The following is a 25,321-nucleotide window of genomic DNA, read 5'->3' as shown; positions in this document are numbered from 1 at the left end:
CGCGCAACAGAAGACCTCTCAGGGAGACATACAGATGACCGACGCCCCGTCCTATGGGTTTGACACATTGCAAATTCACGCCGGCGCCAAGCCGGACCCGGCCACCGGCGCACGGCAGACACCGATCTACCAATCCACAGCTTATGTCTTCCGCGATGCCGAACACGCTGCGGCATTGTTCAACCTTCAGGAAGTCGGCTTCATCTATTCGCGGCTGACCAACCCTACAGTTGCAGTGCTGCAGGAACGCCTCGCAACCTTGGAGGGCGGCGTCGGTGCCGTCTGCTGCTCCTCCGGCCATGCGGCGCAGATCATGGCGCTGTTCCCGCTGATGGGGCCGGGTTGCAACGTAGTGGCCTCGACCCGGCTGTATGGCGGCACCGTCACTCAGTTCAGCCAGACCTTCAAACGCTTCGGCTGGTCGGCGAAATTCGTCGATACCGACGATCTGGACGCGGTGAAGGACGCGATCGACGAGAACACCCGCGCGGTGTTCTGTGAATCCGTGGCCAACCCCGGCGGCTATGTAACCGACATCCGATCGCTTGCTGACATCACCGATGGCGCAGGCATTCCGCTGATCGTCGACAACACCTCCGCCACACCGTACCTGTGCAACCCGATTTCCCAAGGTGCGACGCTAGTCGTGCATTCCACTACCAAATATCTGACTGGCAACGGCACCGTCACTGGCGGCTGTGTTATCGACAGCGGCCAGTTCGACTGGTCTGCAAATGACAAGTTCCCCTCGCTGTCGGAGCCGGAAACCGCCTATCACGGCCTGAAGTTCCACGAAACCTTCGGCCCACTGGCCTATACGTTCCATGGCATCGCAATCGGATTGCGCGACCTTGGCATGACCATGAACCCGCAAGCCGCACATTACACACTGATGGGGATCGAGACTTTGTCCCTGCGGATGCAACGCCATTGCGAGAACGCCCGCAAGGTTGCCGAATGGCTGGAGAATGACAGCCGTGTCGATTATGTGACCTATGCCGGCCTGCCGTCCTCCCCCTATTACGAGCGCGCCCAGGTCTGCTATCCGAAAGGCACCGGCGGTTTGTTCACCTTTGCCGTCAAGGGGGGCTATGAGGCCTGCGTCAAGCTGGTGGATTCGCTGGAGATTTTCAGCCATGTGGCCAACCTCGGCGATACCCGCTCGCTGATCATTCACTCGGCCTCAACCACTCACCGGCAGCTGACTCCGGAACAGCAGGAAGCGGCAGGTGCCGGACCGAACGTGGTCCGTGTCTCAATCGGTATCGAAGATGCGGACGATCTTATACGCGACCTGGATCAAGCACTGGCCAAAGCCTGCGGCTAAGGGCTGCTCCACTCCAAAAGAAAGGCCGGGCACCATGCCCGGCCTTTCTTCGATTAAGGTTAATCGCTGCCCGGCACTGCCAAATCGAAGACAACCGAGACATTGTGGGTAAAGGTAAGTTCCCCGGCCTCGATCGGCATCGCGTCGCTGCGGGCCATTTCCATCGCCATCATCGGACGGCCGCCGCCGCCATGCTCCGAGATCGAGCGTACCGGCCCCAAGTCCATGCCCGCGGCATCCGCCAGCTGCTGAGCTTTGCGGATGGCATCTTTGACCGCTTCACCGCGGATCTGGTCAATCACCGCGGCGGGATCAGACACCCCGAAACTCAACCCCTGAAACCGGTTCGCGCCTGCAGCCAGAACCTTGTCCAGAACCGGCCCAAGGCCGTCCAGATCGCGCACCCGCACCATCAGCGTGTTCGAGGCTTCAAAACCGGTGATCTCGCGCTGCCCGCCGCTGTCATAGGAACGGTCCTGCGACCAGACAGGCCGCATGGATATCTGCTGGGTCTGCAAGTCCTCAGCGGCAATGCCACTCTCCTTGAGCCGGGTGATCACCGCCCTCATGGCTTCTGACACGGCGGCCATGGCGGCGGCGGCTTCCTCGGCCTCCTCAGTCACACCCAGGGTGATCGTTGCCAGCTCAGGCGGCACCTGCAAGGTGCTTTCACCGTTCACAGTAATCTGGCGCGGCGGCACGGTTTCATTTGCAGCAAGAGCGCCTGCGCTCACCGACAGCATCAGCGCGGCTGCCAAAAGTTTCTTTGCCTTCATGCTGAAAAAGCTCCTTTTCCGAATACCCTTTACATGGGGACGGCAAACCGCCGCCCGCAAGAGCCTGGAAATGTCTTTTCCTTTAACTCGGCAGGTTCCTGCTTTAAGGTTCGCGGCAAAACACCGGGCGTGCCGTGCGCCCCCGGGCAGTATGGATTCGGATGGTTTGACCCAAAGCATGAAACCGGCCTTTGCTCTTTCGCTTTCCGCCGACGGGATCGCATTGATCTACCGCGCCGAGGACGGTTGGAGGAGCGTCGCCAGCACTCCGTTTGACACAGATGACCTTCCCGCCGCGTTGGCCGCAATCCGGGCTGACGCGCTGCGGCTGGCGCCGGAAGGGATTTACAGCAAGCTGATCCTACCTAATGACCAGATCCGTTATCTGAGCATTGAAACAGGCGGGCTCCCCGCCGGAGAAAGGATTGAGGCGGCACGTCAGGCGCTGGAAGGTGCCACGCCGTATCCGGTGGACGAACTGGCCTTTGATGTTTGCGCTGACGGCAGTGTAACCCACGTGGCCGCAGTGGCGCTGGAAACGCTGGACGAGGCAGAGACTTTTGCGGTTGAGCATGGCTTCGGGCCTGTCAGTTTCGTGGCGGTGCCGGAAGACGGTGTTTTCCAGGGAGAGCCGTTCTTTGGCACCACCCGGGCGATCCGCGGAACCGAGGTCGAACCCGACAATACCGTTGTCAAAACAATCGGTGCGGTTCAGCTGCCCGATCCTGCACCAGCCGATGACGTTGAAGACCCGGCTGATACTGAACTTAAGCCTGAAGAAGAGCTCGTCTCAGCCGCCTCCTCAGAGGAAGCTGCAGAAGCGGAAGAAATGTCTGACGCTGACGAGGAACCAGACACCCCGAAGACGCCCCCCCTGCTGGAACGGACGGAAACTATTAGGGAGGCGGAAACCGATCAGCCACCTCTTGCTGCAATGCCAGCAAGCGTTCCGCCTGCGCCGCCAGCGGCATCCGAAACCGGCAGCACTCCTGCCCCGGAGGCCGCAAAGCCGGATACCCCAAAAGACACCAGCCCCCAGGTTCCGGCGAACTTGCAAGGGACCGAAGATAATTTCACTTCCGGTCCGCCGCCTGCGGCGAAACCAGCCCCCTTGGTCCTGACTGAAAGACATTCAAGTGCCGCAAGTCCTGCAGCGGCGAAACCACTAGGACCGGCAAGTGCCGCTCCCGCAGCGGAGCAGCCCGGACCAACGCGAACGATTCCGCCCGCTCCAGCCGCCTTACGCGCGCCGTCCCCTGCCGCGCCGGTCCAGCCGCCGGAAACTGCACCGGAACATAAGGCTGCAACTGGCGGCAAGCGGCGTTCGTTTGGGCTTGCCCTGACAGCCGCACTGCTCCTGGCGGCAATGGCCGCCTGGGCGCTGTTCCGCGAGGACGGATTTCTTGCAGCGCTGACGGAAACCGGCAGCGACCTTTCCCCTGCCCCAACCATCAGCAGCAGCGAAACCGCTTCATCCCGGCTTTCCGGCGATACCGGGCCTGCGGAGGATATCGCACCGCAGGTCAGCGTGCTGGCGGATCAGCCGGACCCAGGTCTCGCCGATGCCGGTCTCCCTGAAGTCAGCAGTTCGGACGCGGACCCCACAGCAGAAGATGAAGCAGCTGCAGACGGCGTCGAGCCGCCGGAAGAAGGAACAGATTCTGCCTTCCTGGATCCGGAAGCCTTGCAGCCTGGTGCCGCAGACACGCAGGTTTCACCCGAACTGGAAGAACTGGCCTTGACCGCACGCTACGCGGCGACCGGCGTCTGGCCAGTGGTGCCGGAACTTGACGGCATCCCTGCAGCGGCCGGTCTGGATGAGCTTTATACCGCGTCTGTCGACCGCACCGAATTTGCGGCTGACGCCCTGGCCCTGCCAGATCCCCGGTCCTATGATCAGGATGACGCGCCGTCTGCAGTTGCCTCCCCTGCCGCGGCAGGATCAGCCTTTGATCTGGATGCACGCGGTCTGGTCAAGGCAACACCGGAGGGGGCACTCAATCCCGATGGCATCACCGTTTACCTAGGCCGCCCCAAAAAGGTTCCGCCGCCTGCGCCGGACCGCAGCGACCCGGCCGCCGAAGCGCTGGCAGAAGAAGTCGCCCGAAATCAGGTGCTGTCGCGCAAGCGGCCCAAGGCCCGCCCTTCCGATCTGGCGGAGCAAGTGGAACGGGCCCAGAATGGCGGCCTCAGCCGCGCCGAACTGGCCAGCCTGCGCCCGCGCCATCGTCCCGCGAGCCTGAAACCGGCAGAAGAGGAGGAACTGCCGGTCACCGCGCAGGCCATCGCGTCCTCAGTCGTGCCGCGCGGCCGTCCTGCCAATTTCGCCAMCCTGGTCGACCGCGCCCGCCGCAATGCCCAGAACCAAGTGCAAGTTGCCGCCGCCGTTCCTGCCGCCGCAGCGGCAACGCCGCCGCGCATTCCGACCAGCGCCTCAGTCGCCCGCCGCGCCACCGTCAGCAACGCCCTGAACCTGCGAAAGCTGAACCTGATCGGCGTCTATGGCACGGCAGCCAACCGCCGCGCCCTGGTGCGCCTGCCTTCGGGCCGCTACAAGAAGGTGCAAGTCGGCGACCGCATCGACGGCGGCCGGGTTATCGCCATTGGCGAAAGCCAGCTGCAGTATCAGAAAGGCGGCCGCAACCGCACCCTGACGATGCCCAAAGGCTAAAAGAGAAAACTGAACACCCCAGCCCCCTGCGGCATTAGGCATCCCTGGTGCTGGCCGCATGTCAAGTGTCAGCACTGTTGTCCGCCTGCAGGCGCCAAAGCCGACAATACCCAGGCACAAGAAAGCCGGGCCTGCATGACAGACCCGGCTCAGTCAGTTCCTCAGCCTGCGCTTATTCCGCGGCCTGGATCTCGCCGCTTTCAATCTGCTCGCGCTCGATCGATTCAAACAGCGCTTTGAAGTTGCCCTCGCCAAAGCCGTCGTCGCCCTTGCGCTGAATGAACTCAAAGAAGATCGGCCCGATCACGGTTTTCGAGAAGATCTGCAGCAAGATGCGGGTCTCGCCGCCGTCCACCACGCCTTCGCCGTCGATCAGGATGCCGTGTTTCTTCATCCGGTCCAGGGGCTCGTCATGGCCGTGCACCCGTTCCTTGGACAACTCATAGTAGGTGTCATTCGGGCCGGGCATGAACTTCAGGCCCTTTTCTGCAATTGCATCGGTGCTGGCGTAGATATCCTCGGTGCCGACCGCGATATGCTGGATGCCTTCGCCGTTGTATTTTTTCAGGTAAGACACGATCTGACCGGTCTCGCCGCGGTCTTCGTTGATCGGGATCCGGATGCGGCCGCAAGGCGAGGTCAGTGCACGGCTGAACAGGCCTGTGTATTTACCCTGGATGTCAAAGAAACGGATCTCCTTGAAGTTGAACAGCTCCTCGTAGAACTTGAACCACTTGTCCATATTGCCCTTGTAGACATTGTGGGTCAGGTGATCGAGGTAGTAGAAGCCGTCGCCGCGCGGTTTGGACTGCTTCAGCCACTCAAATTCCTCGTTGTAGGGCGAGGTGTCGTAGTACTGGTCGATGAAGTAGATCAGAGAACCGCCAATGCCCTTGATGGCAGGCACGTTCATGACCTTACCAGGGCCTTCATAGGCTTCCGCGCCTTTGGACACGGCATGTTCAAAGGCCTTCTGAGCGTCGGCCACCCGCCATCCCATCGCCGGGGCGCAGGGGCCGTGTTCGTCCACGAATTTTGCGGCAAAGCTTTCCGGGTCGGCATTCAGGATGTAGGTGACATCCCCCTGCTGCCACAGTTCCACCAGCGGCTGGTCCTTGCGGTGGCCGGTCAGCTCATAACCCATGCGGGTGAACAAAGCCCGCAACTCTTCCGGGTTCGGGCTGGCAAACTCAACAAACTCAAAGCCATCCGTGCCGGCCGGGTTTTCCGGCGTGATCTCGGATTTGGGGGCGTTGTGCGGAAATGGACCCATAGCGCGTCTCCTTCATGTCATTCGGGATAATGTGATTTCTTGAATCAAGAATACCGCATTCCGAGCGCATATTTTCCGCATACTTACGCACCAAAACCTTGAAATATGCGCAGTTGCCGCACCATTATGATCATTGAAAGGAAAATCGCGCATGATCGATCCGACCGACACCAAACTGCTCGCGGCTCTGCAGAAAAACGCCCACCTGACGGCTCAAGAGCTGGGAGAGATGCTGAACCTGTCCCCCAGCCAGGCTGGCCGGCGGCGGCAGCGGCTGGAGGCAGAAGGCTACATCGAGGGCTACGCCGCCCGGCTCAACCCCGCCAGGCTGGGGCTGGCCGTTCAGGGATTCGTGCAGGTGCACCTGAGCAGCCATGGACCGGAACAGTCGAAGGGATTCGCCCGTCTGGTGGCCAGCCAGCCGGAAATCACATCTGCCTGGACCATGACCGGCGAGGCCGATTACCTGCTGCGCGTCTATTGCACCGACCTGCAGGCACTGAACACCCTCATCCACGAGATTTTGCTGCCCCATCCCGGCGTTGCGAGGGTTCAAAGCCAAATCGTGATGGCACAATTAAAACGCGACGCGCCGCTGCCGACTTAACCAGCTGGGAAGGAATTGGACATAAAGATGCTGCAACGATTTCTGTAACCCAAAGTGGATCCCTTCCGTGTCCTTTGTAGACCGCCGTGTTGAAACCCGCCCAACCAGCGGCGAGGCCCCGTTTGGCCTCAATGAAGTGTTTTTCTCCCGAACCGACAGCCGCGGTGTGATCCAGGCCGGCAACTATGTGTTCCGCCGCGTCGGCGCCTATCCCTGGGAAGACTTGATTGGTGCGCCGCACAAAGTGATCCGCCACCCGGACATGCCCAAGGGCGTGTTCTCGCTGTTCTGGGATACCATCCAGCGCGGAGAAAGCATCGGCGCCTACGTTAAGAACAAGGCCAAGGACGGGCTGTACTACTGGGTCTTTGCCGTGGTGGTCCCCTGTCAGGACGGCTATCTGTCTGCCCGCATTAAACCGAGCAGCAAGCTGTTTGAAGACGTGCGCAGCCTATACGCCAAAATGCTGAAGCGCGAAAAGGAAGAAGGCGTCAAACCGGAAGAAAGCGCCCAGCACCTGCTCGACTGGCTCAAAGGCCAAGGCTACGAGAACTATCATCAATTTGCAGCCCATGCTCTCAGCCAGGAACTGATTGCACGGGATCAGGGGCTGGGAAACCAGACGCATGCCCGGATTCAAGAGCTGTCAGGCATGCTGCAGGATGCCGAAAAACTGGCAGAGGAAACCGATGGGCTGATTGCCGATTTCGATGCCATGCACACCATCCCGCATAACCTGCGGGTGCTGGCCTCACGCATCGAACCTTCGGGCGGCCCTGTGACAGTCCTGTCCCAGAACTATGGCGCCATGTCACGGCAGATGTCCGATTGGTTCGGCGCCCACGTGATGGGAGAGAACAGCAACTTCGCCAAGATTAAGTCGTCGGTGAACGACAGCCTGTTTGTCGAAGGCATGGCGCGCGTGCTTATTGAGTGCGACAACCAGCTTCAGAAGGAACGTCGCGAACTCGGCAACGCCGACATGGAATCCGAGCGCAAGATCCTGGGCGACCTGGTGAAGGCGCAGGTGAAACGGTCTGAGGACGGAATGAAGGAAGTGGATGAGGAAGCCGCACGCATCACCGGCGCCTGCCAGATCATGCACCGCCATTTTCTGGGTCTCAGCTCGACCAGGGTACTGCTCAAGATCGAAAGTGCGCGGCTTACTGATTCCGGCGAAACCCTGGCTGACATCATCGACCAGCTCGGCGGCTTCCAGGAACGGATTTCACGGCGGCTGGATAGGATCGCAAAACTCAGCGAGGACATCCGTATGCTCGAGCAATAGCGCCACGCAGGCGCTCAATTGCCATAACAGCCTGCCCTGCCGCTCTAAAGCCATTGCCAAGGTACCGGCGGGCTTGCGATACCTGTTTCATGGAAGAGTTTTTCTATCAGGCAACTATTTACCTGGGCGCTGCGGTCATCGCAGTGCCGCTGGCGGCGCGGCTCGGCCTGGGGTCGGTGCTGGGGTATCTTGCGGCCGGCATCGCGATTGGCCCTGTGCTTGGCTTGACCGGCGCCGAAACTGAGGATCTTCGTCATTTTGCCGAGTTCGGCGTGGTGATGATGCTGTTCCTGATCGGGCTGGAGCTTGAACCGCGCGCGCTTTGGGCGATGCGGGACAAGCTGATCGGCTTGGGCGGCATGCAGGTTACCGCTTCGACAGTTGTCTTGATGGGCGCGGCAGTGGCCATGGGCCAGCCATGGCATGTCAGCCTGGCGGTGGGCCTGGCGCTATCTCTGTCTTCCACCGCGATTGTGCTGCAGACACTATCGGAAAAGGGGCTGATGCAGACCGGCGGTGGCCGCGCGGCATTCTCGGTGCTTCTGACGCAGGATATTGCGGTCATTCCGATCCTCGCGTTTCTGCCGCTTCTGGGCTCTTACGCCATCCCGCAATTCTCCGCCGACGGCTCAATCAGCCGTGAAGGCGCGGGCGGGCACGGCGGCGGCCATGGCTCCCTGTCACTGGTCGACGGGCTGCCCGGCTGGGCTGTGGCGCTGGTGACCCTGGCTGCAATCGCCTTCATAATCCTGGCGGGCATCTACCTGACCCGGCCTTTATTCCGCTTCATCCACGCCTCTAACTTGCGCGAAATGTACACCGCATTGGCGCTGATGATCGTGGTTGGCATTTCCTTCGTGATGACCCTTGTCGGCCTGTCTCCGGCGCTTGGCGCCTTCCTGGCGGGTGTGGTTCTGGCCAACTCCGAATTCCGGCACGAAATGGAAAGCGATCTCAACCCATTCAAGGGGCTCTTGCTCGGGCTGTTTTTCATCACCGTGGGCGCCGGTATAAATTACCGGCAGTTCCTGGCCGATCCTGGCGATCTGATCGGACTGGCGCTCCTGGTGATCTTTGCCAAGGGCGTGGTGCTGTTTGCTGTTGGCCGTGCCTTCGGGCTGCGCCGGCGCCGGCTGTGGCTGTTTACCCTCAGCCTGGCGCAAGCCGGGGAATTCGGCTTTGTGCTGCTGGCGTTTTCCGCTCAGCTCAACGTTCTTCCGACGGCACTGTCAGAGAAACTGCTGCTGGTGATCGCGCTGTCTATGCTGATCACTCCGCTCTTGTTCATCGCCTATGACCTGCTGTCCAAACGCATGGGCGAACCGCTGCAGGCGCCTGAACCTGACGAGATCGACGAAGAAGGGCCGGTGATCATCGCAGGCATCGGCCGTTTCGGGCAAATCGTCAACCGCCTGGTGCAGGCCAGCGGCTTCAAGACAGTTGTGCTGGACCACGATATGGAAGCGGTGCAGCTGATGCGCCGCTTCGGGGTCAAGAGCTTCCTCGGCGATCCCACCCGCCCGGAACTCCTGAAGGCCGCAGGAATCGCCAAGGCCAAGGTCTTTGTGGTGGCGCTGGACGACCCTGAAGGTGTGGTAAAGATGGTGTCCTATGTGCGCCGCGCCTATCCTGACCTGCACATCATCGCCCGCGCCAAGGACCGCAACCACGTCTACGAACTGTATCAGGCCGGCGCCGACGACATCGTGCGCGAATTGTTCGACAGCTCAGTGCGCGCGGGCCGCTATGTGCTCGAAAACGTTGGCCTCAGCGAGTATGAGGCGGCGCAAGCGGCGCAGACCTTCTACAACCATGACCGCCAGAACCTGCGCGACCTGGCGCAGCACTGGATGCCGGGCGTGCCCGCGAGCCAGAACCCGGCCTATATCGAACGGGCTCAGGAGCTGGAAAAAGCCATCGAAAGCGCAATCTTCGAAATGGCTGAACGACGGCGCAAAAGATCATCGGAAGCCGCAGAATGACAAAACCCCGGCGCCAAGCCGGGGTTTTCCCTTTAAAGCTAAAAAGGCCTATGGATCAGCCGTCCGAAACCCCGGCTTCGGCAAATGTGGCCATCCCGCTGTGGCAGGCTATGGCGCCCTTCAGAATCTGGATGGCCAGCGCCGCACCAGAGGCTTCACCCAGGCGCAAACCAAGCGACAACAGCGGCTCCTTGCCAAGTTTTGCAAGCAACGCGGCATGCGCACCTTCGGCGCTTTGGTGGCCCGCAACCGTATGATCCAGCGCCCCATCCGCCGTTTGCAGCAGGCACGCAGCCGCAGCACAGCAGATGAACCCATCAAGGATCACCGGAATGCGCAGCACACGGGCTGCGGCTATAGCGCCTGCCATTGCCGCAATCTCCCGCCCGCCCAGGCAGGCCAGCGCGTCCAGGCCGTCGCGGATTGCATCCCCGTGCAGCGCCACCCCTTCAGCAACCACTCTGGTTTTATTGGCCAGCCCCGCGTCGTCCACGCCAGTGCCGCGCCCGGTCCAGTCCGCCGCCTCACCGCCGAACAGCGCGCAGGCCAGGGCCGCTGCCGGGGTGGTGTTGCCGATGCCCATCTCGCCGACCACCAGCAAGTCCGCTGATGGATCCACAACATCCCAGCCAGCTTTCAGCGCCGCCAGCAGGTCTTCCTGGCTCATTGCGGCACCTTTGGTGAAGTCGGCGGTCGGGCGGTCCAGTTCCAGCGCATGCACATCCATGCGGGCCCCGGCCAGCTTGGCCAGCTGGTTGATGGCTGCGCCGCCGTGCTCAAAGTTTATCACCATCTGGGCAGTCACTTCTGCCGGGAATGCCGAGACACCCTGCTCCATCACACCGTGATTGCCGGCAAACACAATCACCTGCGGCGCAGTGATTTCAGGCCGTTCGCTGCCCCGCCAGCCGCCGTACCAAATCGCCAGATCCTCCAGCCGTCCCAGCGCACCCGGCGGTTTTGTCAGCTGGCCATTGCGTGCCGCCGCGCCGGCCACGGAAGTTTGGTCCTGGGCCGGTGCGCCAGCCAGTGCGGCGCGGAAATCATCAAGGGAGGAAAGCTGTGGCAGCATGTGAAAGCCTCGTTGCATCTGAGTGGTGGACGCGGATAAAGCGGATTGACCCTCTTTAACCGCTAGCAGCCCCGCCGCAAGCACTGCAATAGGCCCGCGAATGCCAAAAAACGACATACAGCCAAAAGACATCCTTCTGGCACTGGTGCTGCTGACCCGGCTGCCGCTGCCTCAATTGCCGTCCAATACATTCCAGCGGCAGGCCAAGGCGGTTTGGGCCTTTCCGCTGGCAGGCCTTGCAGTTGCCCTGCCTGCGGCACTGCTGGCCTCACTGGCGATGGCCGCCGGGCTGCCCGCAACAGTTGCCGCCGGGCTTGCGCTGACTGTTCAGGTGATGCTGACCGGCGCCATGCACGAGGACGGGCTGGCTGATACCGCCGACGGGCTTTGGGGCGGGTTCACCCGCGAGCGGCGGCTGGAGATCATGCAGGACAGCCGCATCGGCGCCTATGGGGTGATCGCTTTGATCCTAGGCCTGGGCCTGCGCTGGAGCGGTCTGGCAGCGCTGTTTGCATCCGCCGGTGTCTGGCCGCTTCTGGCTCTCGCCATGCTGAGCCGGGCCGTGATGCCGGTATTGATGACCGCGCTTCCCCACGCCCGTTCCACCGGGCTGTCTCAGACTGTCGGACGCCCTGGCACTCTCCCGTGCCTTTTGGCCGCGGGAATGGCCATCTCCTTGTCGCTGCCGATTGTCGGCGGCACTGCATTTGCCGCGGCTGCGGCAATGGGTGCGGCTGCGGCCGGGCTGGGCCGGGTGGCAAAGGCCAAAATCGACGGGCAGACCGGCGATATCCTTGGCGCCTCCCAGCAAGTTGCTGAGATCGCGGGCTTGCTAACCTTGCTTGCACTCTGCAGCTAGGCTGCCTTCAAACACGAAAAAGGCCGCGCCCTTTCAGGCACGGCCCTCTCAACAAAAATTCATCGCAAAAGTCAGGCAGCGCGGGAGGTGAGAACCTCATCCACCTGCTTGGCAGCAGCAATTTCATCATTACCGGAAACGGCAGCCACTTCACGGGTCAGGCGCTCCAGCGCGGCTTCATACAGCTGACGCTCGGAATAGCTCTGCTCGCGCTGGTCGTCAGTGCGGTGCAGGTCGCGCACCACTTCAGCGATCGAGATCAGATCGCCTGAATTGATCTTCTGCTCATACTCCTGGGCGCGGCGCGACCACATGGCGCGTTTGACCTTGGCCTTGCCTTTCAGCGTTTTCATCGCCTGGGCAATCACGTCCGGCGAGCTCAGCGAGCGCATGCCCACTTCGGTCGCCTTGTTGGTCGGCACCCGCAGGGTCATCTTGTCCTTCTCAAAGGTGATCACGAAAAGCTCCAGCGCAAAGCCGGCCACTTCCTGCTCCTCGATCGAGATGATCTGGCCGACGCCATGCGCCGGGTAGACCACATAATCATTGGGGCGGAATTCGAGCTTCTTCGACTTGGTCATACAGGTTCTTCCTCACTCATGGCCGGGCGGCACCGGCACTATGGCGGAATAAATCTCCAGTTCCGGTCAGTTCAGTTTGACCAGCCCTCAGGACATTTTCTCCGCAGAAATACCGCCCATTATGCGCGCCACTGCTACGGCGCACCGGGGGCGGACTCCGATTGTTTATGTCTATTGTGGTTTAAGTATACCATAAAAAAGGTCCGCCCGAAAGGCGGCCTGCTGGCAAGGGCCCGTGAAAACCCGAAGCAATACGGCGGTTTTCCGCACAAATGCGGCATTGCCGCGAGAGGCAGAGAATCAGCCGCCTTCGCCGGGCGCCTCGGAGAAATACTTCTCCATCTTGCCTTCTTCGCCGTCGCGCTCCTCATACCCGGGCATCGGGTCTTTCTTGGACACGATGACCGGCCACAGCTCTGCATATTTGCGGTTGAATTCAACCCATTTGTCCATGTCCGGCTCGGTATCCGGGCGGATTGCGTCAGCCGGGCATTCCGGTTCGCAAACGCCGCAGTCGATGCATTCGTCGGGATGGATCACAAGGGTGTTCTCGCCCTCATAGAAACAGTCCACCGGGCATACCTCGACACAGTCGGTGTATTTGCAGGCGATGCAGTTTTCCGTCACGACATAGGTCATTGTACCGAGTCCCGTTTTCCGTTTGCGCCTAGCTAATCCAGACGCGGCTGCACTTCAAGGCGTCAAAAGCCTTCGGACTTGCGGGTAAGATCAAGCGCCCTGCGGGCTTTTTTGTCCGGGCGGCCTTTTCCTTCGAACCTTGGATTAGCCGGAACTTTTTCCTGCTTTTCCGTCATGTCGAAGTACAGCGCCTGTGCTTCCGGCGCCGGGCCGCGGCGCTCGCCGATTGCCTCCACCTTGACCACGCGGATCACTTTGCCTTGAGCAAAGGTCAGAACGTCACCGGGGGCGACGCTCTGAGCCGGTTTCGAAGCCTTGGTGCCGTTGAGGCGCACATGTCCCGCGCTGACCTGCTTGGCGGCCAGGCTGCGGGTCTTGAAGAACCGCGCATGCCACAGCCACTTGTCAATGCGGATCTTGGGCGCCCCCTCAGTCATGGCCGGATCAATCGCCCTGCTTCAACCCCATCAGCGCTGCCGCAAAGGGGTTGTCCGGGTCGATCTGCTTTTCCTTCTTGGCGGGACGCGAGGAATAGGTCTTGGCGCCCTGGTCCTGGCGCGGACCGCCCTTGCGGCCCGGCTTGCCCCGGCCACCATCACGGTCGCCGCCCTTGGCACCGCGCGGCTTGCCCTTGCCGCCAGGCTTGCCTTCGCCCTGCGGGCGGCGGTTCTGCTGGCGCTGGCCACCGCCTTGGCGTCCGCCGCGGTTACCGCCCCAGGTGAAGGTAAAGAAGACTTCGACCTCGGGGTCTGCGTCAGCAGCAGTCTCAGCCTTGGCTTCAGTTGCCTCTTCAACAGGTGCCGCTTCGACCTCGGCCTCAACCGGCGCTTCCGGAGTTTCCGCAACAGCCTCAGCAACCGGATCTTCAGCGGCAATGTCTTCCGCTGCGGGCGCCTCTTCGGCCGCCTCTGCAGGTTTCGCCTCGGCCTCAGCCGCAACCGGCTTCACCTTCTCGCGCTCGCCTTTCTCGGCCTTGTAGCCCAGTCCCTGCATCAGGTCGGCGAACTGCTCCAGCGTCATGCCCGTGATCGACAGCATGTCGGCCTTGGCTTCAAAACCGCCGCGGCTGTCTTCGCTGCGCAGCATATCGGCCAGGCGTTCCAGCATGTCGATGCGGATCATCCGCTCGCCTGCAGCGCGGTAGCCGGACATAGTGTCATAGCCTTCCGGCGCGTCTTTGATCGACGGCACAGTGACCAGGCCCGGCGGCGGTGCCTCGGGGAAGTCCTGCAGGCCGTTTGCCAGCGACCACAGCACCAGACGCAGACGGGTCGGCGCAGGCTTCAGCAGCAGCGGCATGAAAATGGTGAACTGGCCGAACCGGATGCCGTGCTTGCGCAGCGCGCCGCGAGCGTCCTGATCCAGATCCTTGACCTCTTGTGCCACGCCCGCACGGGGCAGCACGCCAAGGTTTTCGACCATGCGGAAGGCAAAGCCGCGCGCGAGGCCGGTCAGCTCTTCATCCTTTTGCAGGTTCAAAAGCGGCTCGAACAGCGCCGTGATCTTGCGGGTGATGAAATGCAGCAGGCGGCGCTCGACCTTCTGGGCCACATCCGGGCCTGCCGCCTCATCCACAAATACCTCGATCTGAGGGTTCAGCGCGTCGGCGCCGGCAACCAGCTTGCCCACCGCATGCTCGCCCCACATCAGGCCGCCCTGCTCGGTAAAATCGATCTCGGTATCGGGCGCGTTATAGAACCGGTCCGCACGCAGATGGAATTGCGGCGCCAAAGCTTGCAGCGAAGCCGCCTTGAGGGCTTTTGCCTCAGTGCCTTGCGCAGCTTTATCCGGGCTGAACCGGAACCCCTCCAGACGGCCGACGAATTCGCCTTCGACCGTCACTTCACCCTTGTCATTCACTTCGGCCAAAAGGGCCTCCTTCTGTTTGAGCCGCCGCAACAGCACAGACGTGCGCCGGTCCACAAATCGCTGAGTCAAACGCTCATGCAGAGCATCCGACAGTCTGTCTTCTACAGCGCGCGTCTCTCCGCGCCAATGGCTTTCGTCACGCAGCCATCCGTTCCGCTGCGCGACATATGTCCACGTCCGGATAAATGCCAGACGCTTGGACAATGTGTCGATGTTTCCGTCGGTGCGGTCAATCCGCTTTATCTGGCGGGCCATCCAGTCGTCCGGCACCACCCCGCCGCCGTGCAAATGCTCGAAAATCACCCCCAGAAGCGAGGCGTGCTCAGCATGGCTGATACCTCGGAAATCGGGGATCCGGCAGACATCCCATAGCAGTTTCACCGATTGCGCATTGGTGGTGCGCGAAATCACGGCGGATTCCCGCGACAGCATCTTCAACGCGCCCAGATCATCCGCCTCGCGCGCCTTGATCAGGTTTTCGTTCGCGGGACTTGATTCGAGCGAATTGATCAGCGCCTCCACCGTGCCGAACTGAAGTTCTGCGGAGCGCCAGTTGAGTTTCTTCAGCGGCGTGAACTGGTGGTTCATGATCGCCGAAGCGGTGCCCTCATCCAGCGGCCTTGCATCGCCGGTGACGCCAAAGGTGCCGTGGCTCATCCCCCGGCCCGCACGGCCCGCGATCTGCGCCAGCTCATTCGGTGCCAGCGGACGCATCCGGCGGCCGTCGAACTTGGTGGTGGAGGAAAACGCCACGTGGTCGATGTCCAGATTCAGCCCCATGCCGATGGCATCGGTGGCGACCAGATAGTCGACCTCGCCATTCTGATAAAGCTCCACCTGCGCGTTGCGTGTCCGCGGGCTCAGCGCCCCCATCACCACTGCCGCACCGCCCTTCTGGCGCCGGATCAGCTCGGCAATCGCATAGACATTATCAACCGAAAACCCGACGATTGCGGTCCGGGGCGGCATCCGGCTTATCTTTTTCGAACCTGTATAGACCAGATCGGACATCCGCTCGCGCCGGACAAACTCGACGCCCGGCACCAGGGCGGAGATGGGCCCGCGCATAGTGTCCGCGCCCAGGAACAGCGTCTCATGGGTACCGCGGGCGCGCAGCAGCCGGTCAGTGAACACATGGCCGCGCTCCGGGTCGGCGCAGAGCTGGATCTCGTCGATGGCCAGGAAGTCGCAGCCCATGCCCTCCGGCATCGCCTCGACCGTGCAGATCCAGTATTGCGCCCGCGGCGGAACGATGCGCTCCTCACCGGTAACCAGCGCCACCACCGACGGCCCGCGGGCGGCCACGACCTTGTCATAGACCTCGCGCGCCAGCAAGCGCAGCGGGAACCCCATTACCCCGGTGCGGTAGCCCAGCATCCGTTCGATGGCATAGTGGGTTTTGCCGGTGTTGGTCGGGCCCAGGACGGCCACGATCCGCGATGCGCTTGCCATAACTTCAGCCCCCGCGCCCCAAAGGGGCTTACAGTTTCCGGCCCTCGATCGAGGGCCTCAGACGTTCGAGGGCGCTGCTTACTTCCTCGTGGTGCGGATGTATAGCCTTGGCGCGCCGGTAAGCCTCATAGGCTCGTTCCGGCTGGCGGAACTGCTCAAACACCACGCCCAGCGCGTAGATCGCGTTGTAATCCTGCGGGTTCAGCGCCAGCGACCGCTCCAGATCCGCGATTGACGGTCCGTAAAGCCCGATCTCGAAATAGGCCCGCGCGCGCTCATACCAGCCGCGGGCGAAGCCAGGTGCATGATCGGTCAGCGCGGTCAGATGCTCCACCGCCTCCTGCAGGTCGCCGCGCTCCATCGCGTCGCGCCCGCGCCGCAGCAGCAGGTCCATCGACGGAGAGCCGCTCCTGGCCCACAGCGCCTGCAGCTCCCGGTCAATCGCCGCGGCCTCCGATGCTTCGGACTGCGCCAGATCCTGCAGCAGCACCTCGGCGGACAGCGCCTGCGCGGCACCACTGCCAGGCAGGGAAAGCGCGGCCATGGCAGCCGTTGCCGCCACGATAGCTTTGAGCTTTGGGAAATTTGCCACCATGATGCCCCCAGTGTAATCCCGCGCGCTGCATTTACCAGTAATAGCTGCTATGGCTTCACAGGTTTGTGCTATAAGGCGCGCAAAACAGATTGAGGATCAAGATGAGCGTTACCCTTGAACAGGCAGCTGAGGCGCTGAACGGCAAACTGGACGCAGGCGAATTCACCGCCTCCGCCAAATTCCAGATTGAAGGCCTGGGCGCCATCATGCTGGACAGCTCCGGCGCCCGCGTCGCCGACGAAGAGGCGGATGTAACCATGTCCGCCGACGCCGACACCTTCCAGTCGATCCTTGAGGGCGACCTGAACCCGACCGCGGCCTTCATGTCCGGCAAGCTGACCATTGACGGCGACATGGGCACGGCGATGCAGCTCGCCTCGGCGCTGGCCTGATGGACGGCACCCCGGTGGACCTCCAGCCCGCCCCCCTGTTTGCTGATATTGCGCAGGGACCGGCCGGCGGGGAAGCCCACTGGGTGCACACCTGCGATGGCCTGCGCATCCGTGCAGGCCACTGGCGCCCGGAGGGGGAGGCAAAGGGCACCGTCCTGCTGTTCCCCGGGCGCACGGAATACATCGAAAAATATGGCCCTGCCGCGGCCGAGTTCGCCGCCCGGGGCTATGCGACGCTGACCGTGGACTGGCGCGGCCAAGGGCTTGCCGGACGGATGCTGGCAGAACGGCGGCTGGGCCATGTCGGCCATTTCACCGATTTCCAGAAAGACGTGCAGGCGCTGGCCGCACTGGCCGCGCAATTGGATCTGCCCCGGCCCTGGCACCTGGTTGGCCATTCGATGGGCGGCGCCATTGGCCTGCGCTCGCTGGTTGAGGGCCTGAACGTCAACTCCTGCTGTTTTACCGGCCCGATGTGGGGCATCCAGATCCCGCCGTTGCTGCGTCCGCTGGTACGTGCCCTTGGCGGCATCGCGCCGCTGCTGCGCTTGGACGAACGGCTGCTGCCGACCACCGCGTTGGAGCAATACGTGCAGATCACCCCGTTCGAGGGCAACACGCTGACCACCGATCCCGAGATGTACAAGCTGATGCACGCCCAACTGGCCGCACAGCCGGATCTGGCGCTGGGAGGCCCCACCATCCAATGGCTGCGGGTCAGCCTGCAGGAATGCGCGGAATTGGAGAAAATGCCCTCACCCGTCCTGCCCTGCATCACCTTCCTCGGCTCCGAAGAGCAGATCGTCAATCCGGAGGCGATCCACGACCGCATGGACCGCTGGCCGGGCGGTGAACTGGACCTGATCAAAGGGGGGCAGCACGAGGTGATGATGGAAACCCCGGAAATCCGCGCCCATGTGTTTTCCAGCATGTGCCGCCTGTTCGATCAGCACAGCGGCTGACACTGGCCGTTGCGCGGGCTGCGCACGCCCCGTTTACGCGCTCCTTACCCGAATATGCCATTGTCCTGCGGCCCGGCATCCGCCTGCTTGTGATCCCGCAAGCCCGCCCTTAGATGTTGGGTCAATGTATTTCTCATGATAGGAGCCCCCATGTTCCAGCTTCCCTTCCCCGTCCGCGACGCAAACGCAACTGCCGGTTCCGGCGGGCTCGGCGATCTGCCGGAATGGGACCTCAGCGATCTTTACGCGTCTGAGGACGCCCCCGAACTGGCCCGCGACCTGGAGTGGCTGGACAAGGAATGCGCCGCCTTTGCCGCCGATTACGAGGGCAAGCTGGCGGAGCTGGACGCGGACGGGCTGCTGACCTGCGTGCAGCGCAACGAGAAGATCAACAACATCGCCGGCCGCATCATGTCCTTTGCGGGCCTGCGCTATTACCAGCTGACCATCGACGCGGACCGCGCCGCATTCCTGTCCGATTGCCAGGAAAAGGTCACCGTTTCCACCACCCCGCTGGTGTTCTTCACGCTTGAGCTGAACCGGATCGAAGACAGTGTGATGGACGCGCATCTGACCGCCAATGCGGAACTGAGGCGTTATGACAGCGTGTTCCGCCGCATCCGCGCGATGAAGCCTTACCAGCTGTCTGACGAACTGGAGAGGTTCATGCACGACCTCGGCATCGTCGGCGACGCCTGGGAGAAGCTGTTTGATGAGACCATCGCAGGCCTCACCTTCACTGTGAACGGCGAAGAGCTGAACATCGAGGGCACCCTGAACCTTCTGACCGAACAGGACCGCAGCATGCGCGAGGCTGCAGCGCGCGAATTGGCGCGCGTCTTTGCTGAAAACATCAAGACCTTTGCCCGCGTCCACAACACACAGGCCAAGGAGAAGGAAATCATTGACCGCTGGCGCGGCATGCCCAGCCCGCAGACCGGCCGCCACCTGTCCAACGACGTGGAGCCGGAAGTGGTCGAAGCGCTGCGCGAGGCGGTGGTCGCCGCCTACCCCAAGCTCAGCCACCGCTATTACGAGCTGAAGCGCAAATGGCTGGGGCTGGATGTGATGCAGGTTTGGGACCGCAACGCGCCGCTGCCGCTGGAAGACTCTCGCACCATTGGCTGGGATGAGGCCGAAAAGACCGTGATGGAGTCCTATAACGCCTTTGATCCCCGCATGGGCGAAATCGCGGCCCCCTTCTTTTCCGACGGCTGGATCGACGCGGGCGTGAAACCCGGCAAGGCGCCGGGCGCCTTTGCGCACCCGACCGTCACCAACGTGCATCCCTATGTGATGCTCAACTACTTGGGCAAACCGCGCGACGTGATGACGCTGGCACATGAGCTGGGCCACGGCGTGCACCAGGTGCTGGCGGCGGAACAGGGCGAGATGCTCTCCTCCACCCCGCTGACCCTGGCGGAAACCGCGTCCGTGTTCGGCGAGATGCTGACCTTCCGCAAGATGCTCGACAAGGCCGAAACCAAACAGCAGCGCAAGGTGCTGCTGGCGGGCAAAGTCGAGGACATGATCAACACGGTGGTGCGCCAGATCGCCTTTTATGACTTCGAATGCAAACTGCACGCTGCCCGCGCCGAGGGCGAGCTGACCCCGGATGACATCAACGCCATCTGGATGTCGGTGCAGGCGGAATCCTTGGGCGAAGCCTTTGAATACATGGAAGGCTATGAAACCTTCTGGGCCTATATTCCCCACTTCGTGCATTCGCCCTTCTATGTCTACGCCTATGCCTTCGGCGACGGGCTGGTCAACGCGCTCTATTCTGTCTACGCCAGCGGTGCGGAGGGCTTTGAGGACAAGTATTTCGAGATGCTCAAGGCGGGCGGCTCCAAGCACCACAAGGAGCTGCTGGCGCCCTTTGGCCTAGATGCCACCGACCCGAAATTCTGGGACAAGGGCCTCAGCATGATCTCCGGCTTCATTGATGAGCTGGAGGCGATGGAGGAGTAATGACCCTCAGCCTGCGCCCGGTGGCCCGCAGCGAGTTTGACCTGGTGCGCCATATTCAGGTGGAGCCGGATCAGACCCGCTTTTCCGGGACCGTGGCGCAAGCCTTTGAAGAAGATGAGGAGGGCGTGGATTTCCACGCCATCCTCAACGGCACCCGCGCGGTCGGGTTCTTCAAAACAGACCGCCTTTACCATGAGACCTATGATTTCGCGGATGCAGATACCCTGGGCCTGCGCGCTTTCATGGTGGATCGCGCTGAACAGGGCAAAGGTTACGCGACCGCAGCCGTAGCAGCGCTGCGAAATTACCTGCCAGGGCACTACACAGGCCGCGCCGCTGTGCTGCTGACGGTCAACATGCAAAACCCCGGTGCGGTCCGCTGCTATCTGAAAGGCGGATTTCAGGACACCGGCGGCATTTATCCGCATGGCATCGCCGGCCCGCAGCACATCCTGCGGATGGGGTTGGGTCAACCGCCCGCTTCTTAGAGCGGGCGGCTTCTGAAAAGGCTTACTGATGCGGGAAGTAGTCCTCGCAGTCACCGTCGCGGTAAACATCCGCGGTGCAACAATGCAGACCGCCGCCGAACGCGTAGGCGTCGCGCAGCTCGACTTCGACGACTTCCATGCCCAGCTTGTCCATCTGCTCTGCCTGGTAGACCTCTGATTTCTCAACGCAGACGGTTTTCGGGTCCAGCACCAGCACGTTCATCGATAGCCAGGTCGAGGAATAGCACAGCGGCGGCGGGGTGTTGTGGGCGGGCTGGGCCGCATCGACGATGTCCCAGCCGTTCTTGCTGAACATCGCGCGCTGCTCCTCCGGCAGGCGGCGCTGCGGGTTGTTCAGGATCAGGCCCGGGCGCAGCGGCGTGAAGGTGGCGTCGATGTGGATCGGGTACGGATCGCCCGGGAAGTTCACCGTGTGCACCCGGTGGTCCGGGAAGTGGCGGCGCAGCCATTCAATGCCCTTGAGGTTGGTGGTGAAGCCATGCTGCACAACCAGATCCTTGCCGAAACGCAGCACGTCGGCGGCGTCGAACAGCGGTTCTTCTTCGGTGGTGACAAAGAACTTCTCCGCTGCCCATTCCAGCCGCTTGGCCACGCCGATCTTGTCGCTGAGGTAATCCGGGTGGTAATCCGCATCCGTGAGGCGTGGCTTGGGCGCTGCCTCGTGGCGGAAGTTCGGATCTTCCTCCCAGTACTGCTTCAGCAGCGGCCGGTAGTTCAGATACTCGAACCAGCGGCAGCGGTAGGACATGGTCGCTTCGAGCATCTCATGACCCACGGTCAGCAGCACGTCGCGCGGCGGCATGCAGCCGAATTGGCTGTCGGTGTGGAAATCCGGGGTCGTCACCGGCTGGGAATGGTCGATGGAGACCGGACGGTCCACCCGGATGCCACGGCCGCGCAGCTGGCTGGCGAAATTGTCCAGCAGTTCATTGGCTCGGTCGATGGTTTCCTGCGGACGGCGCCCCCACTGGCCGCGCATGTCGCTGTCTTCCGGCACCTTGGCATCCAGCGCGGGCTCTTCCGGCGGGATATGGCAATCATCGGCGCGGCCCACGATCACATGTCGCAACGTGTCCCATTCATTCCAGCTTTTGACTTCAGTTTTCTCCGGCGACCAGGCCATGAATGCCTCCTTTGTTAGGGAGGCAAAGGCGGGGCCTTCAATCTCCCGATTGAAAGTCCCGGCGTACAGGATCGTGGGTTGCGGGCCAGAGCAGTCAGCTCTGCAGCGACGCCATCGCCAGTCAGCCCGGCGCTGGATATATCATCAGCAATGAGCCCGGGGAAGATGTTTCACACCCCCAGGCCCAGACCCGGGCTATTTCAGCTGGCTGTCCTTGGATCCGCGCCGGTTAATGCCGCCGCGCGCCTGGTGGGCGCCGTCGCGCTCCTGCTGGCAATCAATGCACAGCTTGACGCCGGGGATGGCAATGCGGCGCTTCTCCGGGATCGGCTCTTCGCATTCGGCGCAATGGGTCAGGCTTTCGCCGACGGGGCGTTTCTGCGCCTTCAGCCGCGCGAGTTCGTCATTGATCGAGGCTTCGATCTGTTCATTCACCGCGCCGTCCTGCGCCCAGCCGCCTGCCATGGTCCTTCCTCCTGTGCCAGAGGAGATGAATTTAGGGCCGTACGGATGGCCTGACTAGGTCCAGTCCGCTCCAATTTCCGAGTAAATCTATCAACTATTTGATTTCATTAGATTTTCCATTGACCACCTCGCCCCAGGCGGTTACACAGAATGCAGAAATTGCAAGCAAGCCAGAATCACCAGGCCGCAAGCAGCCAGCGCTCCAGCCACCCGCCAGGGCAGCCAGACAGCAAGCCTCGCCAGCAACCAGCGTGATTTCAGCCAGCCGCGCCTAGACATCTCAGCCAGCAATTCTGCCAGCCCACGCCCATTCAGCCGCGCACCCAGCAGTTTGCCAGGCCCGTGCTAGACAGGTATCCCCGAAAGCATTTGCCAGCAAAGAAGGTCAGAACTTCTGACCAAATGTTTCGCGCGCGAAACATTCCGGCAGAACCACTGCCGTAAAGCCAGCGTCATTGCCAGCAGACAAAAAAGGCGGTGCACTGCACCGCCTTTCTGCTTTACTGCCAGAGCCGGGGATCAGGCGCTGTTCAGCATACCCTTTTCCATCGCCAGATCGCGCATCTTCTTCTGCAGCTTTTCAAACGCGCGCACCTCAATCTGGCGGATGCGTTCACGGCTGACATTATACTGGGTGCTCAGGTCCTCGAGCGTGACCGCCTGATCCATCAGCCGGCGCTGGGTCAGAATGTCCTTCTCGCGGTCGTTCAGCACATCCAGCGCCTCAGCCAGCAGCTCGCGGCGGGCTTCCAGCTCATCCCGGGCCTCATAATCGCCGGCCTGGTCTGCGTCCTCATCCTCCAGCCAGTCCTGCCACTGCATGGTGCCTTCGCCCTCAGAGCCGACGGTGGCATTCAGGGACGCATCGCCGCCGGACATGCGGCGGTTCATCGAGATCACTTCATCCTCGGTCACGCCAAGGTCGTGAGCGATCTGCGCGACGTTTTCGGGGCGCAGGTCGCCCTCCTCCAGCGCACCGATGCGGGCTTTTGCTTTGCGCAGATTGAAGAACAGTTTCTTCTGTGCCGAGGTGGTGCCGAGCTTCACCAGAGACCATGACCGCAGGATGTATTCCTGGATCGAGGCACGGATCCACCACATGGCATAGGTTGCCAGGCGGAAGCCCTTTTCCGGGTCAAAGCGTTTCACCGCCTGCATCAGGCCGACATTCGCCTCAGAGATCACTTCGGCCTGCGGCAAGCCGTAGCCGCGGTAGCCCATGGCGATCTTGGCCGCGAGCCGCAGGTGCGAGGTCACCATCTTGTGCGCCGAAGCCGCATCCTGTTCCTCGACCCAGCGCTTGGCCAGCATGTATTCCTCTTCCGGTTCCAGCAACGGAAACTTGCGGATTTCCTGGAGATACCGGTTCAGGCCGCCTTCGGGTGTCGGGGCAGGCAGGTTTGCATAATTCGCCATATAAAGTGTCCCTCCCAAAATGTATAAGGACTTAACATTAGCGCATATGTGTTAGCGCTAAGCCCTTTTCAAGGACCGCTTAAGGAATTCCTCTATGTTAGCCCGAGTCTTTTCGTCTGTGAATTGCGTCACAGGTCGGAACACACATATTTGCAGGGAGTTTACTGCCGCAAAGCGTCCAGCATTCCGGCCATATCCGCGGGCAGCGGAGCCTCGAACCTGAGGGCCTCGCCTGTTACCGGGTGATCAAATCCCAGCACCGCCGCATGCAGCGCCTGGCGCGGGAAGGCCTGCACTGCCGCCTGCCCGGCCTCGCTGAGCGTCTTCGCGGCCAGCTTGCGGCGGCCGCCATAGGTGGGGTCACCGATCAGCCCGTGGCCGGCATGGGCCATATGCACCCGGATCTGGTGGGTGCGGCCGGTTTCCAGCCAGCACTCGATCAGCGCCAGGCTGGGCGGGGTGCCGAAACTTTCGACGATGCGGGCGCGGGTCACCGCGTGGCGGCCGCCCTGAAACAGCACCGCCTGGCGCTGGCGGTCGGTCTTGTGCCGCGCCAGCTGGGTGGTGAGCTTGAGGATATTGCCCGGCTCAAAACTGGCGCCCTTCACCCCGCGCAGGCGCGGATCATTGCCATCCGGCACGCCATAGCAGATAGCCTTATAGTAGCGCTCTACCGTGTGTTTTTCGAATTGCGCCGCCAACCCCTGGTGGGCGGCATCGGATTTGGCCACCACGAGGAGACCGCTGGTTTCCTTGTCGATCCGGTGCACGATGCCGGGACGCTTGACCCCGCCAACGCCTGACAGATTGCCCCCGAAATGGTGCAGCAGCGCGTTAACCAGCGTGCCGGAAGGCGAGCCAGGCGCCGGGTGCACCACCATGCCGGCGGGCTTGTTGATAACAATCAGATCTTCGTCCTCGTAGACAATCTCCAGCGGGATGTCCTCGGGGCCGATGTGGCTGTCCTCAGCCTCTTCCACCAGGATGGCGATCTCTGCGCCCTCTGCGATCTTGGCCTTGGGGTCCTGCACGACAGCGCCGTCCACAGTCAGCGCCCCCTCCTCGATCAGCCGGGCCAGCCGGGTGCGCGACAGAGACGCCTCCTCTGGCACATCGCGCGAAACCGCTTTATCAAGCCGCTTAGGCGGGTTTTCCGCGATGACAAACTCAATCCGGCGGCTGCCCATGACTGATCCTTCCAAGACCGAAATCCAACAGGAACCGCCGCAGATCCGGTTCCTGCGGCGGCTGGTGACCACACTTACGGTGGTGATGATTGGCGGGCTTGTAGTGATAATCTCTCTGCTTGTCATCCGCCTGCAGGCAAGCGAAACGCCGCTGCCTGCGGAAATCGCCCTGCCCGGCGGTGTTGAGGCCGAAGCGGTAACCCTAGGGCGCGACTGGATTGCCATCATCAGCAAGGACAACCGCATCCTGATTTTTGACCGCGAGACCGGAGACCTGCGCCAGGAAGTGCAGATCACCCGGTGAT

23 protein-coding genes are annotated in these 25,321 nt (G+C 62.0%); 11 read left to right on the top strand and 12 right to left on the bottom strand.

What is annotated here, in order from left to right; genetic code table 11:
• The first annotated feature begins 34 nt into the window (after positions 1-34).
• Positions 35-1,327 carry an O-acetylhomoserine aminocarboxypropyltransferase/cysteine synthase family protein gene (locus tag A9D60_RS23715; protein WP_065269857.1) on the top strand — a complete coding sequence of 431 codons (1,293 nt, stop codon included), beginning with the start codon at positions 35-37 and terminating at the stop codon, positions 1,325-1,327.
• Between the two features lie 59 nt (positions 1,328-1,386).
• On the opposite strand, the gene A9D60_RS23710 is transcribed toward A9D60_RS23715, so the two are convergent.
• Entirely contained in the window at positions 1,387-2,103 is a 717-nt protein-coding gene (locus tag A9D60_RS23710; protein WP_065269856.1) for an SIMPL domain-containing protein, read from the bottom strand.
• Positions 2,104-2,281: 178 nt separating this feature from the next.
• Between A9D60_RS23710 and A9D60_RS23705 the strand changes: the two genes are divergently transcribed.
• On the top strand, positions 2,282-4,774 hold the full coding sequence (locus A9D60_RS23705; RefSeq protein ID WP_065269924.1) for a hypothetical protein: 2,493 nt from the start codon (positions 2,282-2,284) through the stop codon (positions 4,772-4,774).
• A 172-nt stretch (positions 4,775-4,946) separates the two neighbouring features.
• Here A9D60_RS23705 and hppD read toward each other — a convergent pair whose 3' ends face one another.
• A complete protein-coding gene (gene hppD / locus A9D60_RS23700) occupies positions 4,947-6,047 on the bottom strand; it encodes a 4-hydroxyphenylpyruvate dioxygenase (RefSeq protein WP_065269855.1) in 1,101 nt (366 codons plus the stop codon).
• 151 nt (positions 6,048-6,198) lie between these two features.
• On the opposite strand from hppD, the gene A9D60_RS23695 reads away from it, so the two are divergent.
• The 3 genes from A9D60_RS23695 (at position 6,199) to A9D60_RS23685 (ending at position 9,924) form a co-directional block, all read left to right on the top strand.
• Positions 6,199-6,654, top strand: a complete 456-nt coding sequence (locus A9D60_RS23695) for an Lrp/AsnC family transcriptional regulator (RefSeq protein ID WP_039180055.1) — start codon at positions 6,199-6,201, stop codon at positions 6,652-6,654.
• A 67-nt stretch (positions 6,655-6,721) separates the two neighbouring features.
• Positions 6,722-7,942 (top strand): PAS domain-containing protein, encoded by a 1,221-nt coding sequence (locus A9D60_RS23690; RefSeq protein ID WP_065269854.1) that lies wholly within the window; start codon positions 6,722-6,724, stop codon positions 7,940-7,942.
• 89 nt (positions 7,943-8,031) lie between these two features.
• Positions 8,032-9,924 (top strand): cation:proton antiporter domain-containing protein, encoded by a 1,893-nt coding sequence (locus tag A9D60_RS23685; protein WP_065269853.1) that lies wholly within the window; start codon positions 8,032-8,034, stop codon positions 9,922-9,924.
• A 55-nt stretch (positions 9,925-9,979) separates the two neighbouring features.
• On the opposite strand, the gene cobT is transcribed toward A9D60_RS23685, so the two are convergent.
• Positions 9,980-10,996: a nicotinate-nucleotide--dimethylbenzimidazole phosphoribosyltransferase gene (cobT, locus tag A9D60_RS23680; protein ID WP_065269852.1), complete on the bottom strand. Its 1,017-nt coding sequence runs from the start codon at positions 10,994-10,996 to the stop codon at positions 9,980-9,982.
• A gap of 100 nt (positions 10,997-11,096) precedes the next feature.
• Here cobT and cobS point away from each other — a divergent pair, with 100 nt between their 5' ends.
• A complete protein-coding gene (gene cobS / locus A9D60_RS23675) occupies positions 11,097-11,855 on the top strand; it encodes an adenosylcobinamide-GDP ribazoletransferase (RefSeq protein ID WP_065269851.1) in 759 nt (252 codons plus the stop codon).
• 71 nt (positions 11,856-11,926) lie between these two features.
• Here cobS and A9D60_RS23670 read toward each other — a convergent pair whose 3' ends face one another.
• From A9D60_RS23670 to A9D60_RS23650, 5 genes are all read right to left on the bottom strand, one after another.
• On the bottom strand, positions 11,927-12,436 hold the full coding sequence (locus tag A9D60_RS23670) for a CarD family transcriptional regulator (RefSeq protein ID WP_019294694.1): 510 nt from the start codon (positions 12,434-12,436) through the stop codon (positions 11,927-11,929).
• Positions 12,437-12,736: 300 nt separating this feature from the next.
• Positions 12,737-13,075: a ferredoxin FdxA gene (gene fdxA / locus A9D60_RS23665; protein WP_019294695.1), complete on the bottom strand. Its 339-nt coding sequence runs from the start codon at positions 13,073-13,075 to the stop codon at positions 12,737-12,739.
• A 62-nt stretch (positions 13,076-13,137) separates the two neighbouring features.
• Positions 13,138-13,512 (bottom strand): RNA-binding S4 domain-containing protein, encoded by a 375-nt coding sequence (locus tag A9D60_RS23660; RefSeq protein ID WP_065269850.1) that lies wholly within the window; start codon positions 13,510-13,512, stop codon positions 13,138-13,140.
• A 7-nt stretch (positions 13,513-13,519) separates the two neighbouring features.
• The gene (locus A9D60_RS23655; protein WP_065269849.1) at positions 13,520-16,396 is read right to left on the bottom strand and encodes a helicase-related protein; all 2,877 of its coding nucleotides are present in this window, start codon (positions 16,394-16,396) and stop codon (positions 13,520-13,522) included.
• A 28-nt stretch (positions 16,397-16,424) separates the two neighbouring features.
• Positions 16,425-16,991, bottom strand: a complete 567-nt coding sequence (locus A9D60_RS23650) for a tetratricopeptide repeat protein (RefSeq protein WP_065269848.1) — start codon at positions 16,989-16,991, stop codon at positions 16,425-16,427.
• Between the two features lie 101 nt (positions 16,992-17,092).
• On the opposite strand from A9D60_RS23650, the gene A9D60_RS23645 reads away from it, so the two are divergent.
• The 4 genes from A9D60_RS23645 (at position 17,093) to A9D60_RS23630 (ending at position 20,804) form a co-directional block, all read left to right on the top strand.
• Entirely contained in the window at positions 17,093-17,383 is a 291-nt protein-coding gene (locus tag A9D60_RS23645; protein ID WP_019294699.1) for an SCP2 sterol-binding domain-containing protein, read from the top strand.
• Entirely contained in the window at positions 17,383-18,345 is a 963-nt protein-coding gene (locus A9D60_RS23640) for an alpha/beta hydrolase (RefSeq protein ID WP_065269847.1), read from the top strand. The genes A9D60_RS23645 and A9D60_RS23640 overlap by 1 nt, the downstream gene beginning before the upstream one ends.
• Positions 18,346-18,495: 150 nt before the next feature.
• A complete protein-coding gene (locus tag A9D60_RS23635) occupies positions 18,496-20,316 on the top strand; it encodes a M3 family oligoendopeptidase (protein ID WP_065269846.1) in 1,821 nt (606 codons plus the stop codon).
• Positions 20,316-20,804, top strand: coding sequence for a GNAT family N-acetyltransferase (locus A9D60_RS23630; protein WP_065269845.1), 489 nt, complete (start codon positions 20,316-20,318; stop codon positions 20,802-20,804). The genes A9D60_RS23635 and A9D60_RS23630 overlap by 1 nt, the downstream gene beginning before the upstream one ends.
• Before the next feature lie 22 nt (positions 20,805-20,826).
• On the opposite strand, the gene A9D60_RS23625 is transcribed toward A9D60_RS23630, so the two are convergent.
• The 4 genes from A9D60_RS23625 to A9D60_RS23610 all read right to left on the bottom strand — a co-directional run bounded on the left by A9D60_RS23625 (position 20,827) and on the right by A9D60_RS23610 (position 25,016).
• On the bottom strand, positions 20,827-21,948 hold the full coding sequence (locus tag A9D60_RS23625; RefSeq protein ID WP_065269844.1) for a serine/threonine protein kinase: 1,122 nt from the start codon (positions 21,946-21,948) through the stop codon (positions 20,827-20,829).
• A gap of 195 nt (positions 21,949-22,143) precedes the next feature.
• Entirely contained in the window at positions 22,144-22,413 is a 270-nt protein-coding gene (locus A9D60_RS23620) for a DksA/TraR family C4-type zinc finger protein (protein ID WP_065269843.1), read from the bottom strand.
• Positions 22,414-22,932: 519 nt separating this feature from the next.
• A complete protein-coding gene (rpoH, locus tag A9D60_RS23615) occupies positions 22,933-23,829 on the bottom strand; it encodes an RNA polymerase sigma factor RpoH (RefSeq protein ID WP_065269842.1) in 897 nt (298 codons plus the stop codon).
• Between the two features lie 161 nt (positions 23,830-23,990).
• A complete protein-coding gene (locus A9D60_RS23610; protein ID WP_065269841.1) occupies positions 23,991-25,016 on the bottom strand; it encodes an RluA family pseudouridine synthase in 1,026 nt (341 codons plus the stop codon).
• Here A9D60_RS23610 and A9D60_RS23605 point away from each other — a divergent pair.
• A complete protein-coding gene (locus A9D60_RS23605) occupies positions 25,015-25,320 on the top strand; it encodes a DUF6476 family protein (protein ID WP_065269840.1) in 306 nt (101 codons plus the stop codon). The two genes, A9D60_RS23610 and A9D60_RS23605, sit on opposite strands and share 2 nt — an antisense overlap.
• Position 25,321: the final 1 nt, after the last annotated feature.

The sequence above is a fragment of the Leisingera sp. JC1 genome (assembly GCF_001679925.1).
Lineage (GTDB): Bacteria > Pseudomonadota > Alphaproteobacteria > Rhodobacterales > Rhodobacteraceae > Leisingera.
This window is presented reverse-complemented; position numbering and strand designations above follow the sequence as displayed.